16 protein-coding genes are annotated in these 15,616 nt (G+C 58.8%); 12 read left to right on the forward strand and 4 right to left on the reverse strand.

Annotated features, from left to right (window positions below; all coding sequences use genetic code 11):
* The first annotated feature begins 2 nt into the window (after nt 1-2).
* From AB4N44_RS14625 to AB4N44_RS14675, 11 genes are all read left to right on the forward strand, one after another.
* Complete coding sequence (locus AB4N44_RS14625; RefSeq protein WP_150749675.1) at nt 3-569, forward strand: PBECR2 nuclease fold domain-containing protein; 567 nt, start codon at nt 3-5, stop codon at nt 567-569.
* Between the two features lie 296 nt (nt 570-865).
* Entirely contained in the window at nt 866-1,327 is a 462-nt protein-coding gene (locus tag AB4N44_RS14630) for an Lrp/AsnC family transcriptional regulator (protein WP_150749676.1), read from the forward strand.
* A 357-nt stretch (nt 1,328-1,684) separates the two neighbouring features.
* Nucleotides 1,685-3,367 (forward strand): flavin monoamine oxidase family protein, encoded by a 1,683-nt coding sequence (locus tag AB4N44_RS14635; protein ID WP_127930008.1) that lies wholly within the window; start codon nt 1,685-1,687, stop codon nt 3,365-3,367.
* A 12-nt stretch (nt 3,368-3,379) separates the two neighbouring features.
* Nucleotides 3,380-4,174 carry a carbon-nitrogen hydrolase family protein gene (locus AB4N44_RS14640; protein ID WP_460108613.1) on the forward strand — a complete coding sequence of 265 codons (795 nt, stop codon included), beginning with the start codon at nt 3,380-3,382 and terminating at the stop codon, nt 4,172-4,174.
* Between the two features lie 38 nt (nt 4,175-4,212).
* Complete coding sequence (gene pqqF / locus AB4N44_RS14645; RefSeq protein WP_460108612.1) at nt 4,213-6,627, forward strand: pyrroloquinoline quinone biosynthesis protein PqqF; 2,415 nt, start codon at nt 4,213-4,215, stop codon at nt 6,625-6,627.
* Nucleotides 6,628-6,783: 156 nt separating this feature from the next.
* Nucleotides 6,784-6,858, forward strand: coding sequence for a pyrroloquinoline quinone precursor peptide PqqA (gene pqqA / locus AB4N44_RS14650; RefSeq protein WP_003422658.1), 75 nt, complete (start codon nt 6,784-6,786; stop codon nt 6,856-6,858).
* A gap of 81 nt (nt 6,859-6,939) precedes the next feature.
* The gene (pqqB, locus tag AB4N44_RS14655) at nt 6,940-7,851 is read left to right on the forward strand and encodes a pyrroloquinoline quinone biosynthesis protein PqqB (RefSeq protein ID WP_093429954.1); all 912 of its coding nucleotides are present in this window, start codon (nt 6,940-6,942) and stop codon (nt 7,849-7,851) included.
* A 140-nt stretch (nt 7,852-7,991) separates the two neighbouring features.
* Complete coding sequence (gene pqqC, locus AB4N44_RS14660; protein ID WP_093429953.1) at nt 7,992-8,744, forward strand: pyrroloquinoline-quinone synthase PqqC; 753 nt, start codon at nt 7,992-7,994, stop codon at nt 8,742-8,744.
* Entirely contained in the window at nt 8,741-9,016 is a 276-nt protein-coding gene (gene pqqD / locus AB4N44_RS14665) for a pyrroloquinoline quinone biosynthesis peptide chaperone PqqD (protein WP_102900124.1), read from the forward strand. The genes pqqC and pqqD overlap by 4 nt, the downstream gene beginning before the upstream one ends.
* Complete coding sequence (gene pqqE / locus AB4N44_RS14670) at nt 9,009-10,148, forward strand: pyrroloquinoline quinone biosynthesis protein PqqE (RefSeq protein WP_174245091.1); 1,140 nt, start codon at nt 9,009-9,011, stop codon at nt 10,146-10,148. Before pqqD ends, pqqE begins: the two co-directional genes overlap by 8 nt.
* Nucleotides 10,114-11,925 (forward strand): S9 family peptidase, encoded by a 1,812-nt coding sequence (locus tag AB4N44_RS14675; RefSeq protein WP_460108611.1) that lies wholly within the window; start codon nt 10,114-10,116, stop codon nt 11,923-11,925. The genes pqqE and AB4N44_RS14675 overlap by 35 nt, the downstream gene beginning before the upstream one ends.
* Nucleotides 11,926-12,058: 133 nt before the next feature.
* Here AB4N44_RS14675 and AB4N44_RS14680 read toward each other — a convergent pair whose 3' ends face one another.
* The 4 genes from AB4N44_RS14680 to AB4N44_RS14695 form a co-directional block, all read right to left on the reverse strand.
* Nucleotides 12,059-12,217 (reverse strand): YqaE/Pmp3 family membrane protein, encoded by a 159-nt coding sequence (locus tag AB4N44_RS14680; RefSeq protein WP_003228885.1) that lies wholly within the window; start codon nt 12,215-12,217, stop codon nt 12,059-12,061.
* A 96-nt stretch (nt 12,218-12,313) separates the two neighbouring features.
* On the reverse strand, nt 12,314-12,634 hold the full coding sequence (locus AB4N44_RS14685; protein WP_127930012.1) for a helix-turn-helix domain-containing protein: 321 nt from the start codon (nt 12,632-12,634) through the stop codon (nt 12,314-12,316).
* The gene (locus AB4N44_RS14690; protein ID WP_127930463.1) at nt 12,627-12,983 is read right to left on the reverse strand and encodes a type II toxin-antitoxin system RelE/ParE family toxin; all 357 of its coding nucleotides are present in this window, start codon (nt 12,981-12,983) and stop codon (nt 12,627-12,629) included. Before AB4N44_RS14690 ends, AB4N44_RS14685 begins: the two co-directional genes overlap by 8 nt.
* A 254-nt stretch (nt 12,984-13,237) precedes the next feature.
* Nucleotides 13,238-14,521, reverse strand: a complete 1,284-nt coding sequence (locus AB4N44_RS14695; protein WP_460108609.1) for an aspartate aminotransferase family protein — start codon at nt 14,519-14,521, stop codon at nt 13,238-13,240.
* Between the two features lie 169 nt (nt 14,522-14,690).
* Between AB4N44_RS14695 and AB4N44_RS14700 the strand changes: the two genes are divergently transcribed.
* On the forward strand, nt 14,691-15,605 hold the full coding sequence (locus AB4N44_RS14700; RefSeq protein ID WP_127930014.1) for a LysR family transcriptional regulator: 915 nt from the start codon (nt 14,691-14,693) through the stop codon (nt 15,603-15,605).
* Nucleotides 15,606-15,616: the final 11 nt, after the last annotated feature.

The raw sequence follows: 15,616 nt of genomic DNA on the forward strand, positions 1-15,616 counted from the left end.
TCATGCTCGTGAATGCTGCGCCACTGATAAAGGAAGCAGCCGACCAGCAAACCTGGATCGACCTCGCCTTACCCGATCTCAGAACCTTATCAAGAGAACTTCGGTCAGCCGCGATAGAAGAGGTTAAAAGGGCTGAGAACGCAGAAGGCGCGCTCAAAATCCTCTCGGATCACTTTGGGTTTGTCGACGAGTCATTATTGGCCGTTACCATCCTCACACCCATCGGGAACGTCACGGTCCTGAGAGACAAACTGGCCCACATCGTCGAGAAACGTCCAGACTCCCGAGAACGTTATGTTCGACATGCCATAGATACGCTGACGGGACCTTTTGAAATATGGAAAGTTCTCTACGATAACGGCGGATACCGAATGGCATTCATTAACGCCTACGAGGCAAAAAACGACATGCTTGTCGTGGTCGATGTGCGAAACGGGCATGTCCTCTGGAACTTCATGCACGCTCCCGCCAGAGCGATGAACAAACACCGCCAAGGCGAACTTTTGTACAAGCGGTACATTCTTGAAGACAAAGAAAAGGGCAGCCATTTGGCTGCCCTTAATATTTGAATCCTGATATTTGCATCCTCAGGAAATGGGATGAAGAGGTCTCACCTTACACCGATGTTGCAGCATCGCTGAGGTACCTACGTCCACTAATGCCCTGCAAGGCAGCGGATTTCGCGCTCTTGCTGGCATTCTTGATAAATAGGCCAACCAAGTCAAATCAAATATCCGATGTATTGTTTCAGCGCAACGATGCCATCGATTCTTGGGTGAACAATTCAAACATCGCCTGCAAGCGTGTTGCTGACAGTGTCTGTAACATGCGTACTCACCGCCCCCACACCCATGGAGCCGCACCCTTGCCAGACACCCGCCCGCCCGTGCTCGATGAAATCGACCGTCAGCTGATCGCCGCCCTGCAAATCAACGCCCGCGAAAGCGTTGCCATGCTTGCCCGGCAGTTGGGCATTGCGCGCACCACCGTGACTTCGCGACTGGCGCGGCTGGAAAAGGCCAAAGTGATCACCGGTTACGGCGTGCGTCTCGGTCAGCGCGTGGTCGATGGCGGCTTGCAGGCTTACGTGGGGATCAAGGTGCAGCCGCGTTCCGGCAAAGAGGTGGTGCGCCGGTTGAGTGCGATGGCGCAGGTGCAGCAGCTGTGTGCGGTGAGTGGCGAGTTTGATTATGTGGCGTGGTTGCGCACTGATTCGCCGGAGCAGCTCGATCAGTTACTGGATCAGATTGGCGGGGTGGATGGGGTGGAGAAGACGACGACTTCGATTATTTTGAGTAGCAAGGTTGATCGGGGGCAGCCGGTTTAAGGTTTTGATCGGGTATCTCGAGTGGATTACAGGGCCTCTTCGCGGGCAAGCCCACTCCCACATTTGACCCGGGTTGCTCACAAAATCTGCGCCAAGCACAAATCCACTGTGGGAGCGGGCTTGCTCGCGAAGGCGGTTTGTCAGCAACAACGATGTCGACTGATTCGACGCTTTCGCGAGCAAGCCCACTCACACATTTTGGTCGGTGTGCAGGCCTCTATCGTCAGATTGATCAGGTTATTGGCAAAACGACGACACTTTGCGTCTTATTAACGTGTTCTACGCTCCCTAGAATGGCTGGCATCTTTTCCTATACTCAGACGCGCATCCTGCGTCGGGTCGCCAGCAAGGTCAGCCATGAACAAGAACAATCGCCATCCTGCAGACGGTAAGAAACCAGTCACCATTTTCGGTCCGGACTTTCCGTTCGCCTTTGACGACTGGATCGAACACCCGGCCGGTCTCGGCACTATTCCTGAGCACAACCACGGCGCCGAAGTGGCGATTGTCGGCGCCGGCATCGCCGGTCTGGTGGCCGCTTACGAGCTGATGAAGCTCGGACTGAAACCGGTGGTTTACGAGGCCTCGAAACTCGGTGGTCGTCTGCGCTCGCAGGCGTTCAATGGCACGGACGGCATCGTCGCGGAACTGGGCGGCATGCGTTTCCCGGTGTCCTCCACCGCGTTCTATCACTACGTCGACAAGCTCGGCCTTGAGACCAAACCGTTCCCGAACCCGCTGACGCCGGCCTCCGGCAGCACCGTGATCGATCTGGAAGGCAAAACCCATTACGCACAGAAACTGGCGGATCTTCCTGCACTGTTCCAGGAAGTGGCTGACGCCTGGGCGGATGCCCTGGAAGCCGGCTCGCAGTTCGCCGATATCCAGCAAGCCATTCGCGACCGCGATGTGCCGCGCCTGAAAGAGCTGTGGAATACCTTGGTGCCGCTGTGGGACGACCGCACGTTCTATGACTTCGTCGCCACCTCCGAGGCCTTCGCCAAGCTGTCGTTCCATCACCGCGAAGTATTCGGTCAGGTTGGTTTCGGTACCGGCGGCTGGGACTCGGACTTCCCCAATTCGATGCTGGAAATCTTCCGTGTGGTGATGACCAACTGTGACGATCACCAGCACTTGGTGGTCGGCGGCGTCGAACAAGTCCCACAAGGCATCTGGCGCCATGTGCCGGAACGCTGCGTGCACTGGCCTGAAGGCACCAGCCTGAAATCCCTGCACCGTGGCGCACCGCGTTCCGGCGTGAAGAAAATCGCCCACGCGCCAGATGGCCGTTTCGCGGTCACCGACAACAACGGCGACACCCGCGAATACGCCGCCGTGTTGACCACGTGCCAGAGCTGGCTGCTGACCACGCAGATTGAATGCGACGAAACCCTGTTCTCGCAGAAGATGTGGATGGCGCTCGACCGCACGCGCTACATGCAGTCGTCGAAGACATTCGTGATGGTCGACCGGCCGTTCTGGAAGGACAAGGACCCGGAAACCGGCCGCGACCTGATGAGCATGACCCTCACCGATCGCCTGACCCGCGGCACCTACCTGTTCGACAACGGCGACGACAAGCCGGGCGTGATCTGCCTTTCCTATTCGTGGATGAGCGACGCTTTGAAGATGCTTCCGCATCCGGTGGAAAAGCGCGTTGAGCTGGCGTTGAATGCATTGAAAAAGATTTACCCGAAAGTCGATATCGCTGCGCGGATCATCGGTGATCCGATCACCGTGTCGTGGGAAGCTGACCCGTACTTCCTCGGTGCATTCAAGGGCGCGCTGCCCGGCCACTACCGCTACAACCAGCGCATGTACGCGCACTTCATGCAGGACGACATGCCCGCCGAGCAGCGTGGGATCTTCATCGCCGGCGACGATGTTTCGTGGACGCCGGCATGGGTTGAAGGCGCGGTGCAGACTTCGCTCAACGCGGTTTGGGGGATCATGAAGCATTTTGGCGGCGCGACACATAAAACGAACCCGGGCCCGGGTGATGTGTTCAAAGACATCGGCCCTATCGCCCTGCCCGAGTAAGAGGAATCCCTGATGCGTGTAGCCCTTTACCAATGTCCACCGCTGCCCCTGGACCCCGCCGCCAACCTGCAACGCCTGCATCAACTGGCGATGGAGGCCAAGGGCGCCGACCTGCTGGTGTTGCCGGAGATGTTCATGACCGGCTACAACATTGGCGCCGAAGCGGTGAGTACACTGGCCGAGGTCTACAACGGCGAATGGGCGCAGCAGATCGGCCGGATCGCCAAGGCTGCCGGTTTGGCTATTGCGTATGGTTATCCCGAGCGCACCGCCGATGGGCAGATTTACAACGCCGTGCAGTTGATCGATTCGCACGGTGAGCGCCTGTGCAATTACCGCAAGACGCATCTGTTCGGTGATCTGGATCGCTCGATGTTCAGCCCCGGCGATGATGACTTCCCCATCGTCGAACTCAACGGCTGGAAACTCGGTTTCCTGATCTGCTACGACCTCGAGTTTCCGGAAAACACCCGACGTCTGGCACTCGCTGGTGCCGAACTGATTCTGGTGCCAACGGCGAACATGATTCCGTTCGATTTCGTCGCCGATGTCACCGTGCGTTCGCGCGCCTTCGAAAACCAGTGCTACGTGGCCTACGCCAACTATTGCGGCAGCGAAGGCGACATCCACTATTGCGGGCAAAGCAGCCTCGCCGCACCGGATGGCAGCCGTATCGCCCAGGCCGGACTCGACGAAGCGCTGATCATCGGCGAAGTCGATCGGCAGTTGATGCTCGACTCACGCGCCGCCAATCGCTACCTCGGTGATCGCCGCCCGGAGCTTTACGGCGCGCTCAACCTGCGCTAATCCGCTAGCATTGGCACTTCACTGTTCTGGAAGTGCCCATGCCTGCGCCGACCCACCCCTGCCCCCACACTGAAACCCTGGCCAACGGCTTGCGCGTGACCCTGCGTCATGTGCCTGACCTGAAGCGCTGCGCGGCTGCTTTGCGCGTGGCCGCCGGTAGCCATGACGTGCCGCTGGCGTGGCCGGGGCTGGCGCATTTTCTTGAGCATTTGCTGTTTCTCGGCACCGAGCGTTTTCCCACGGGCGAAGGGCTGATGGCTTACGTGCAAGGTCACGGTGGGCAAGTAAATGCCAGCACGCGTGAACGCGCTACAGACTTTTTCTTTGAGTTGCCGAACCGAGTATTCAGCGGTGGCCTGGAGCGTCTGTCAGACATGCTCGCCAGGCCGCGTATGAATCTGGACGATCAGTTGCGCGAACGCGAAGTGTTGCAGGCGGAATTTGTCGCCTGGTCGCAGGATCCTGCGGCGCAGCGGCAGTTTGCGTTGTATGAAGGTTTACCAGCAGACCATCCACTGCGCGGGTTTCACGCGGGTAACCGGGACAGCCTGAAGGTTGAAGATCCGGCATTTCAGCAGGCGTTGAAAGATTTCCACCAACAGTTTTATCAGACCGGGCAGATGACCTTGAGTCTGGTCGGGCCACAGAGCCTTGAAGAATTGAAATTGCTGGCGGAGCAATTCGCGGCGGCGTTACCGGCTGGGGATAAAGTTATGCAGGCTGCGCCCCTGCCGCTGGCGGTGAAAAGTTATCAACAGGTCGATGAGCAGTGCGCCAATCTGATGTTTGCCTTCGATGCCCTGCCTGAATCGTCCACCGAGGCTTTGGCGTTTCTTTGCCATTGGTTGAACAGCGCCAAGCCCGGCGGATTGCTCGCGCATTTGCAGCAGCAAAAACTGGCGAATGGATTAAACGCGGCGCCGGTTTATCACTTTGTCGGACAAGCGTTGCTGCACCTGGAATTCACCGCTCCCACCGAATCGCTAGTAGCCATTCGCGAACAACTGCTCGATTGGTTGAGCTTCTTTGCTCAGCAGGATTGGACGTCACTGCACAAAGAATACGCAGCCCTGCTTCAACGTCGGCAGCAAGTGAGCGGCGCACTGCAACTGGCACGGCTCGACAGTGAGCAGCTGGAAAACGGCCTGTCCGATGCCGGCGTTGAAGCACTTACACAGATACTCCGCGAAATCGGCACTGTGGATAACTTCAGTGCTCACTGGCACCTGCCTGCCGCCAATCCATTCCTGCGCGCCAGTGAACCTTTGGCCAATGCCGGGCTGATTCGCGGCCAGACCAGCGCCCACCGAGGCCTGCGTACATTTGCTCAGGATCGCTCGCGCGGACGCCGCGAACGCTCGCCGATGCAGTTCAGCCAGGCTTTGCCGGACAGCGGCGATGACGGCGCGATCTACCTGCGTTGGCAGGTGGAAGCGGCAGCCAGCGCTGATCTGCTCTCAAGGTTGCAACGCAGTCTTCGGCTCATTCTGCAAGATGCGCGTGAGGCCGGGGTCGATTTGTCTTTTAGCGCCACTGGCAATCAATGGCTGCTGAAGCTCACCGGTCTGCAAGAGCCGATGCCCAGCGTCCTTGAGCACGCGCTGAAATGTCTGACGCAAGTTGATGCGGATTCCCCGCGCAGCGAGCCAGAAACGCCGCTTGTCGCCATCCGCCAACTGCTTAAAGCACTGCCGGAACACGTTCTGCAACCAGCAAAAACCGGCGATGACGCCAAACACCTGTGGACAACTTCGCGCTGGGACGGCCTCGCACTGGGCCTCAACCAACCAACGCAATCCGCCATGGGCCTGGCCCTGAGCCGCATACCCGGGATCCCGGACAATCAGTTGCCCGGGCCAACAGTGATCTTCGCGCAAAAGCACTGGCGCCACATCGATTCCGCATCCAGCGAACATGCCTTGCTGCTGCATTGCCCAACCGCCAGCCGTGACATCGCAGACGAGGCAGCGTGGCGAATGCTCGCACAACTGTGCCAGACACCGTTCTATCAGCGTTTGCGCATCGAACTGCAATTGGGCTACGCCGTGTTCAGTGCGCTGCGGCAGATCCAGGGTCAAACCAGTCTGCTGTTCGGCGTGCAATCGCCAAGTGCCAAACCTGCGGAGTTGCTTGAACACATTCAACAGTTTCTCAACGGCATTCCCGCGCTGATCGAACAGCTTGATGAAGCCAGCCTCAGCCAACACCGGCAAAACCTCGTCGATCAATTCGACGACGCCACGCTGGCCGGAAAAGATGCAGCCGAATTGCTCTGGCAGGCCAGGCTCACGGGCCACTCGTCGGATTATCTTGAGCAACTGATTGCTGCCATCGGCCAACTGGATCGCCAGGCACTGCTCAGCGCTACACAGCGCCTGATCAACGCCGAAGGCGGCTGGCTCTGCCTCGCCAGCGATCCAGCGCCCGAAACCCCATGGCAAGCGGGAAATTGATCATTACCGAGGCTGCAAGGAGCTTTCTCAAAGATTCACGGGCAAATCCGGTGAAATTTTGAGTAACATAGCAGCCTAACTATTTGGAACATCTCTGCGCTGCCGTGGACTATAACTATGGACAGCGCTATCCCACCCACCCTGAGGAGACACACCATGTCCTGGACAAAACCGGCTTACACCGACCTGCGTATCGGCTTCGAAGTCACCATGTACTTCGCCAGCCGCTGAGTTCTGCTTACGTAGAATTGCAGTGCAACGCCTCGGCTCGCCGGGGCGTTTTATTTTCCGCGTTGAAATGATGGAGCGTTCATGTTCGTCCAGATTCTGGGTTCGGCCGCCGGCGGCGGTTTTCCGCAGTGGAACTGCAACTGCGTCAATTGCGCAGGCTTTCGCGACGGCAGCCTGAATGCCAAGGCCCGCACCCAATCGTCCATCGCGATCTCCGATGACGGCGTGAACTGGGTGCTGTGCAACGCCTCGCCGGACATCCGCGCGCAGCTGCAAAGCTTCGCCCCGATGCAACCGGGCCGCGCCCTGCGTGACACTGGCATCAGCGCGATCATTCTGATGGACAGCCAGATCGACCACACCACCGGCCTGCTCAGCCTGCGCGAAGGCTGCCCGCATCAGGTCTGGTGCACGGACATGGTTCATGAAGATCTGAGCACCGGTTTCCCGCTGTTCAAGATGCTCACGCACTGGAATGGCGGGCTGGACTGGAACCGCATCGAACTCGACCAGAGCTTCACCGTGGCCGCCTGCCCGAACCTGCGTTTCACCCCGCTGCCGTTGCGCAGCGCCGCGCCACCGTATTCGCCGCACCGCTTCGATCCGCACCCGGGCGACAACATTGGTTTGATCGTGGAAGACCTGAACACCGGCGGCAAATTGTTCTATGCGCCGGGGCTGGGCAAGGTCGATGCACCGCTGCTGGAGATCATGGCGAGCAGCGATTGCCTACTGGTCGACGGCACGATGTGGGACGACGATGAAATGCAGCGCCGCGGCGTCGGCACCCGTACCGGTCGCGAGATGGGTCACCTGGCACAGAACGGGCCTGGCGGCATGCTCGAAGTGCTGGAGCAGTTGCCTGAGCAGCGCAAAGTGCTTATCCACATCAACAACACCAACCCGATTCTCGATGAGGATTCGCCGGAGCGTGCGGAACTGGCGCGGCGTAATGTTGAAGTGGCGTTCGATGGCATGAGTATTGTGTTGTAAGCCGTAGACACCGATGCGCGGCCCTTCGCGAGCAGGCTCGCTCCTACATTGGAATGCGATCACCTGTAGGAGTGAGCCTGCTCGCGATAAGGCCGGCACAGACACCAGATATTTCTAGGGTTGTTCCCCGGAGAACCGCAATGACCGACACCCCGCTTTCCCCGGCCGAATTCGAAGCGGCCCTGCGCGCCAAAGGCGCCTACTACCACATCCACCACCCTTACCACGTGGCGATGTACCAAGGCCGCGCCACTCGCGAGCAGATTCAGGGCTGGGTCGCCAACCGCTTCTACTATCAGGTGAACATCCCCCTGAAAGACGCGGCGATCCTCGCCAATTGCCCGGACCGGGAAATCCGCCGCGAGTGGATTCAGCGCCTGCTCGACCACGACGGCGCCCCCGGCGAAGACGGCGGCATCGAAGCCTGGCTGCGTCTCGGTCAAGCGGTCGGTCTCGACCCGGATCAACTGCGCTCGCAGGAACTGGTGCTGCCCGGCGTGCGTTTCGCCGTCGATGCCTACGTCAACTTCGCCCGTCGCGCCAGTTGGCAGGAAGCCGCCAGCAGCTCGTTGACCGAACTGTTCGCGCCGCAGATTCACCAGTCGCGCCTCGACAGCTGGCCGCAGCATTACCCGTGGATCGACCCGGCCGGTTACGAATACTTCCGCACCCGCCTCGGTCAGGCGCGGCGTGATGTCGAGCATGGTCTGGCGATCACGCTGGAGCACTACAAGACCCGCGAAGGCCAGGAGCGCATGCTGGAAATTCTCCAGTTCAAACTGGACATTCTTTGGAGCATGCTCGATGCCATGAGCATGGCCTACGAACTGAACCGCCCGCCGTATCACAGCGTCACCGAACAACGGGTCTGGCATAAAGGAATCACCTTATGAGTTTCGACCGCAGCAAAGTCCCGACCTGGCGTCCCGGCTACCGCTTCCAGTACGAACCGGCACAAAAAGGTCATGTGCTGCTTTATCCGGAAGGCATGATCAAGCTCAATGAATCTGCCGCGCTGATCGGCGGTTTGATTGACGGTCAAAGCAATGTCGCGGCAATCATTGCCAAACTCGATGAGCAGTTCCCCGGCGTGCCCGAGCTCGGTGACGACATCGAGCAATTCATGGAGGTTGCCCGTGCGCAGCACTGGATCGAACTTGCCTGATCTGCCGGCCAAGCCTGAAGTCGGCCTGCCGCTGTGGCTGCTCGCCGAGCTGACCTACCGCTGCCCGCTGCAATGCCCGTACTGCTCCAATCCACTGGATTTTGCCGAGCAGGGCAAAGAGCTGACCACAGAACAATGGATCAAGGTATTTCGCGAAGCGCGGGAGATGGGCGCGGCGCAATTGGGCTTTTCCGGTGGCGAACCACTGGTGCGTCAGGATCTCGCCGAGCTGATTCATGAAGCGCGACAGTTGGGTTTCTACACCAACCTGATCACCTCGGGCATCGGCCTGACCGAACAGAAAATCAGCGACTTCAAGAAGGCCGGCCTCGATCACATCCAGATCAGTTTCCAGGCCAGCGACGAGCAAGTGAACAACCTGCTCGCTGGCTCGAAAAAAGCGTTTGCGCAGAAGCTGGAAATGGCCCGCGCGGTGAAGGCCCACGGCTATCCGATGGTGCTGAACTTCGTCACCCATCGGCACAACATCGACAAGATCGACCGCATCATCGAGCTGTGCATTGCGCTCGAAGCCGACTTCGTCGAGCTTGCCACCTGCCAGTTCTACGGTTGGGCGCAGCTCAATCGTGTCGGCCTGTTGCCGACCAAAGAGCAACTGGTCCGTGCCGAACGCATCACCAACGAATACCGCGCAAAACTGGAAGCCGAAGGGCATCCGTGCAAGCTGATTTTCGTCACCCCGGATTACTACGAAGAACGCCCGAAAGCCTGCATGAACGGCTGGGGCAGCATCTTTCTGACGGTTACCCCGGACGGCACCGCCCTGCCCTGCCATGGCGCCCGACAACTGCCGGTGCAATTTCCCAATGTGCGCGATCACAGCATGCAGCACATCTGGTATGACTCGTTCGGCTTCAACCGCTTTCGCGGTTACGACTGGATGCCCGAGCCGTGCCGCTCCTGCGACGAGAAAGAAAAAGACTTCGGCGGCTGCCGCTGCCAGGCGTTCATGCTCACCGGCGATGCGAGCAATGCCGACCCGGTGTGCAGCAAATCCGAACATCACGGCGTGATCCTCAAGGCCCGCGAAGAAGCCGAGACCGCCACTCAAACCATCGAACAACTGGCCTTTCGCAATGAACGAAACTCACGCCTCATCGCCAAGGGCTGAGCCTTTCAGCGCCTCGCAAGCCGTCGCTGCCGGCATGGACTTCGCCGAGTTGCAGCTCGGCGCCAACGGGTTGTTCTGGAATGAATATCGACCGGAAGATGCCGCGTGCCGGATCTGGCATTGGCGCGATGGCGTGGCGAAATGTCTGACGCCGGATGGCTTCAGTGCGCGCAGTCGCGTGTACGAATATGGCGGTGGCGCGTTTTGTCTGACGCCTGACGGGGTGGTTTTCGTTGCTGAGGCGGATCAGCAGTTATACCGCCAGAACCTCGGTAGCAGGCCGGAAGCACTGACCTCGGGTGAGTGTCGTTACGGCGATCTGCATTTTGCTTTCGGCCAAGTGCTGGCGGTCGAAGAACAGCACGATCAGCATCGGCTGGTAGCAATAGATCTGGCTGACGGGAAGCGGCACTTATTGGCTGAAGGCGCGGATTTTTATGCGGCGCCAACCCTCAGTGTGGATGGCCAGCGTTTGGCGTGGATCGAGTGGAGCCGGCCGCATCAGCCGTGGACGTCGACCCGGTTGATGGTGGCTGAGCGTTTGACTGACGGTGCATTTGGTACGCCGCAATGCATGGCTGGCGCCGAGATTGAAGAATCCATTCAACAACCGCGATTCGATGCGCAAGGTCGCCTGAATTGCCTGACTGATCGCGGTGGATTCTGGCAGCCGTGGGTTGCGACTGGCGACGGCTTGAAACCACTGCCTGCTGCGCACGCCGATCATGCGCCGGCGCCGTGGCAACTGGGCGGGTGCACCTGGTTACCGGTTGGCGATGCATATATCGCCAGTTGGAGCGAAGGTGGTTTCGGGCGTCTGACGCTTGGCGATGACGATTTCACTGGCGACTACAGCCGCTTCCGTCATTTGGCTTTGGATGCGCAATTTATCTACTGCATCGCCGCCTCGCCGATCAGTCCTTCGGCGGTCATCGCCATTGATCGATCAACGCGCGAAGTGAACGTGCTGGCCGGCGGCGCGGCGCCCTTGCCCGCCGAACGCATCAGCCGTCCGCAAACCCTGCGCTACCCAAGCGGTTCGGGCGAGGCTCACGGATTCTTTTATCCAGCCATGAGCGGCGAGACAAAACCGCCGCTGGTGGTCTTCATTCACGGCGGCCCTACGTCAGCCTGCTACCCGATGCTTGATCCGCGCATTCAGTACTGGACGCAACGCGGCTTCGCCGTCGCCGATCTCAACTATCGCGGCAGCAGCGGTTATGGCCGCGAATATCGGCAGGCCTTGTACCTGAGCTGGGGTAAAGTGGATGTCGAGGATGCTTGTGCGGTGGTGAGTTATCTCGCCGAGCAGGGTTTGATCGACGGTGAACGCGCATTCATTCGAGGTGGCAGCGCAGGCGGCTACACCACTTTATGTGCGCTGGCGTTCAAACACGTCTTCCGCGCCGGAGCGAGTTTGTACGGCGTTAGCGACCCGGTTGCATTGGCTCGGGCAACGCACAAATTTGAAGGTGATTATCTGGACTGGCTGATCGGTGACCCCGAGCAAGACGCCGAACGCTACGCCGCCCGCACGCCGCTATTGCACGCAAACAATATCCGCGTGCCGGTAATCTTTTTTCAGGGTGAACTGGACGCTGTCGTAGTCCCGCAACAAACCCGCGACATGGTCACGGCACTCGAGAACAACGGCATCCCGGTCGAAGCGCATTACTATCCCGACGAACGCCACGGCTTCCGCCGCGCGGCCAATCAGGCGCATGCGCTGGAGCAGGAGTGGAAGTTCTATCGGCGGGTGATGGGATTGGCGGACTGATCGCTGCGCCCCTGTCAAAACCGAGTTGCCGCACTCGCGAGCAGGCTCGCTCCCACATTGGATCTGTGTTGTTCACAAATCCCCTGTGGGAGCGAGCCTGCTCGCGAAAGCTATCTATCAGGCGCTACGTTATTCAGCGCTTGGCGATGATATACACCGCATGCACGATCCCCGGAATATACCCGCACAACGTCAGCAGAATGTTCAACCAGAACGCCCCGCCAAACCCAACCTGCAGAAACACACCCAGTGGCGGCAACAGAATAGCGATGATGATGCGAATAAAATCCATGGGGCAACTCCTGAATGGGGGTTGGCTCACCTGAGCCATACAAGCTAATCGACCCGCGCCGTTCGTCAGGGTTCAGTGCAATAGCTGCCCACCGCCTTAAGCCAGAATTTTCAGCCCATGCTTCTGCACAATACTCAGCAGCTTGAGGGCCATCCCACTTGGATGTTTTTCTCCCGATTCCCACTGTTTAATCGTCGACGCACTGGTATTCAAATACCGTGCGAACACTGGCTGGCTGACATTATTGCGCTCGCGTAGCGCCTTGATCTGATCGGCCGGGATCGCTTCTGGAACCGTTGCCAGGCAAGACTCATCAAACTCCCGCATGGTTGCCTTGCTGATTGCTCCGACAGCCAGAAGAGCACTGGCTGACTCGTGTATCGATTCAAAAACTTCACTTTTGAATTTCTTACTCATGAAATATCTCCACAAACTCTTTCATCGCCAACAAATCCCGAATCTGCTCTTCAGTCAGTTGCGCGTACACCTTGGCTAACTTTCTTAAATCCTTCAGTTCTGTGTGAGTGATGTTGCTCTGATCTTTCTTTGCAAACAGCACTTGATAGATCCAATAGCGCCCTCCCTTCGCCAAAACAATTGAGCGATGACGGTTGGCGCTCAATCGTTTCTTCCAGACGCCACCACCAAGATCGTCAGCCTGACCTGCAAGCATCTGGCAAAACGCCTCCCGAAGCTCCTCGTCGCTGATCCATGCCTTGCCGGCTCGTATCGCAAAACCTTTGGTTTTGAACAGCCTGAATGACATCGGTATCCCTTCCCAAAAAACATACCACCCAGTGGTATAGATTACAAAGCCATCCGTCTCGAAAATATCGATCGGCCTTAACCCGCATTCCCTGCCGGCGCTTTCTAAAAAACCATTCGTACCACCAACACTCAAGGACTAATCGCCACCTGCAAAACCCGGCCACAAAAAAAACGCCCCACGCCAAAAGAATCAGGCGTGGGGCGTGCGTTATACCGCGAGACGGTTCTTTAATTCGGGTAGGAAACTTCAGCTCAGACGGCAATCCCCTTGCGGCATTGCAGTTGTGCGGTGCGCACTCGCGAGAAGGCGCGGCCCAGGCGCAGGAGCATTTCGTCGATGTTGGTTTTGCTCACGGTGAGCGCTGGGGTGAAGCGCAAGCAGTTGGCTTGCGGGGCATTGAGCAGGAGGCCTTCGTGCAGGGCTGCATGGACCACAGCATCGGCGGAATCGTCCGACAGGGTCAGACCATAGAACAGGCCTTGGCCGCGCAATTCGCCGTGGTCATAGCGGTGCGCCAATCGAGCCAGGCCTTCGCGCAGGTATTGGCCGTTGTCGTAGATCTGCTGGAGGAAGCTGCGGTCGTGCACGCTGTCGAGCACTACCAGACCGGCCGCCGTCATCAATGCATTGCCGTGATGCGTACCGCCGAGCTCGCCGGCCTCGAAACAACATGCTTTGCCCCGCGCCAACAATGCCGCCAACGGCACACCGCCGCCAAGCCCTTTACCGAGCACGACGATATCGCCGCGCACGCCGTAGGACTGTTCCGCGAGCAGAGCGCCGCAGCGGCCGATACCGGTTTGCACTTCGTCGAGGATCAGCAGAATGCCCAGTTCACGGCACAGACGCTCGACACCCTTGAGGTAATGCTCGGTGGCCGGGATTACACCGGCATCACTCTGGATCGGCTCCAGCATGATCGCCACGGTCTGCGCATCGACCGCCGCATGCAGCGCCGGTAAATCGTTGAACGGCACCAGATCAAAACCCGGCAGCAGCGGCGCGAAACGGTTGTGCAGGTTGCAGCTGTCCGAGGCGGAAATCGTCGCCAGACTACGGCCATGACACCCCTGCTTCGCAACGATGATCCGCGACGCGCCGCCGCGATGCAGTTGGCCCCACTTGCGCGCCAGTTTGATCGCCGCTTCACAGGCTTCGCTGCCGCTGTTGAGCAGGTAAGCCTGATCGCTGGAGGTCGCGGCGCACAGGCGTTCGGCGAGGCTGAGCATGCCGCGATTGTGTAGATTGAATCCGGGATTGATCAGCGCCTGCGCCTGACTGCTGATGGCTTTCACCAGCGCCGAAGGGCTGTGGCCGAGGCTGTTGGCGCCACCAGCTTGGGAAAAATCCAGGTAAGCGCGGTCGTTACTGTCCCATAGCCACGAACCCTGACCACGGATGAATACCTGTTGCGGCCGTCCGACGCTGGGCATCAGGCGCTCGGCGCTGAGATTTTCGTTATGGTCAGATGGATTGGCCTCGAAAGCGAGGTCATCAAGACTCGGCGTCTGACGCCGCAAACTGAACAGATTCATTGAAAAACACCTCGTTTCAGGTGTTTTGAACTGCCTATGCAAACACTGTCGAAGCGAACGCTATTCATCGCGTTTTCTGGCCCTGTAAGCCTTGTGAATACGGTTAGACTAGGCTCACTGACGCCCGCGGGCCATTTCGATTTCCCAGCATTTTCGATAAGCATTACTTATGGATTTCAAACAACTGCGTTATTTCGTCGCGGTCTACGAAGAAGGTCATGTTGGCCGCGCCGCTGAACGCCTGTCGATCTCGCAACCGGCACTGTCGCAGCAGATCCGCCAACTCGAGCAAAACCTCGACGTCACTCTGTTCGAACGCAGCAGCAAACGCCTGCTGCCAACTCTCGCCGCGCACACGCTGTACAACCATGCCTTGCCATTGCTTGATGGCTTGCAACGGGCGCGCGAGGCATTGGGCAACTTCAAGGGCCAGGCCTTGCGTACGCTGGCGATTGGCGTGCTGCAAACGGTTCACACCAGTCTGGTGCCGCAAATGCTCGAACGGGTGCGCAAGGCGCAACCGCATCTGGTGGTGCAAATTTACGAATTGACCGGACTTGAGATCGAGCGGCGACTGCTCAACGGTTCATTGGACATCGGCATCAGTTATCTGCCGCCACGCCAACCTGGGCTGCACGGCGTAATGCTCTACGAAGATGAACTGACGCTGGTGATCCCGGCGGATCATCCGTTGCGTGAATTCAAGAAAGTCTCGATGCGCCAAGCGGCAGAACTGCCCATGCTGCTGTTGGGCGAAGAGTTTCAGATCCGCCAGATCTGGCAGGCGCAACTGACCGCCCTGGGACGACGCCCGCAAGTGCAGGCCGAGCTGAACAATATGGTGGGGATTCTCGACAGTCTGCCGCACACCAGACTGGCGACGGTGCTGCCCGGGCGTTCGCAGAAGGAATACGACGATCAGGATCTGTTGTGGAAACCGCTGAGCGAACCGCGGGTACCGCTGAAAGTGGGCCTGGTCTGTCGCGATGTGCAGCGTCAGCAGGCGCCTTTGGCGCTGTTGCAGACATTGCTGGAGGAAGTGATGGCGCGTGAAGTGCGGCCAGAGAGAGATCCTTTGGTCTGAGCTCTTTTCTT

The sequence above is a fragment of the Pseudomonas sp. S3_C06 genome (assembly GCF_054667675.1).

Bases quoted from the DNA above. Each gene is read 5' to 3' on its own strand.
- AB4N44_RS14625 (WP_150749675.1), top strand. From the start codon at position 3: ATGCTCGTGAATGCTGCGCCACTGATAAAGGAAGCAGCCGACCAGCAA.
- AB4N44_RS14635 (WP_127930008.1), top strand. From the start codon at position 1,685: ATGAACAAGAACAATCGCCATCCTGCAGACGGTAAGAAACCAGTCACC.
- AB4N44_RS14640 (WP_460108613.1), top strand. From the start codon at position 3,380: ATGCGTGTAGCCCTTTACCAATGTCCACCGCTGCCCCTGGACCCCGCC.
- pqqF (WP_460108612.1), top strand. From the start codon at position 4,213: ATGCCTGCGCCGACCCACCCCTGCCCCCACACTGAAACCCTGGCCAAC.
- pqqB (WP_093429954.1), top strand. From the start codon at position 6,940: ATGTTCGTCCAGATTCTGGGTTCGGCCGCCGGCGGCGGTTTTCCGCAG.
- pqqC (WP_093429953.1), top strand. From the start codon at position 7,992: ATGACCGACACCCCGCTTTCCCCGGCCGAATTCGAAGCGGCCCTGCGC.
- pqqD (WP_102900124.1), top strand. From the start codon at position 8,741: ATGAGTTTCGACCGCAGCAAAGTCCCGACCTGGCGTCCCGGCTACCGC.
- AB4N44_RS14675 (WP_460108611.1), top strand. From the start codon at position 10,114: ATGAACGAAACTCACGCCTCATCGCCAAGGGCTGAGCCTTTCAGCGCC.
- AB4N44_RS14680 (WP_003228885.1), bottom strand. From the start codon at position 12,217: ATGGATTTTATTCGCATCATCATCGCTATTCTGTTGCCGCCACTGGGT.
- AB4N44_RS14685 (WP_127930012.1), bottom strand. From the start codon at position 12,634: ATGAGTAAGAAATTCAAAAGTGAAGTTTTTGAATCGATACACGAGTCA.
- AB4N44_RS14690 (WP_127930463.1), bottom strand. From the start codon at position 12,983: ATGTCATTCAGGCTGTTCAAAACCAAAGGTTTTGCGATACGAGCCGGC.
- AB4N44_RS14695 (WP_460108609.1), bottom strand. From the start codon at position 14,521: ATGAATCTGTTCAGTTTGCGGCGTCAGACGCCGAGTCTTGATGACCTC.
- AB4N44_RS14700 (WP_127930014.1), top strand. From the start codon at position 14,691: ATGGATTTCAAACAACTGCGTTATTTCGTCGCGGTCTACGAAGAAGGT.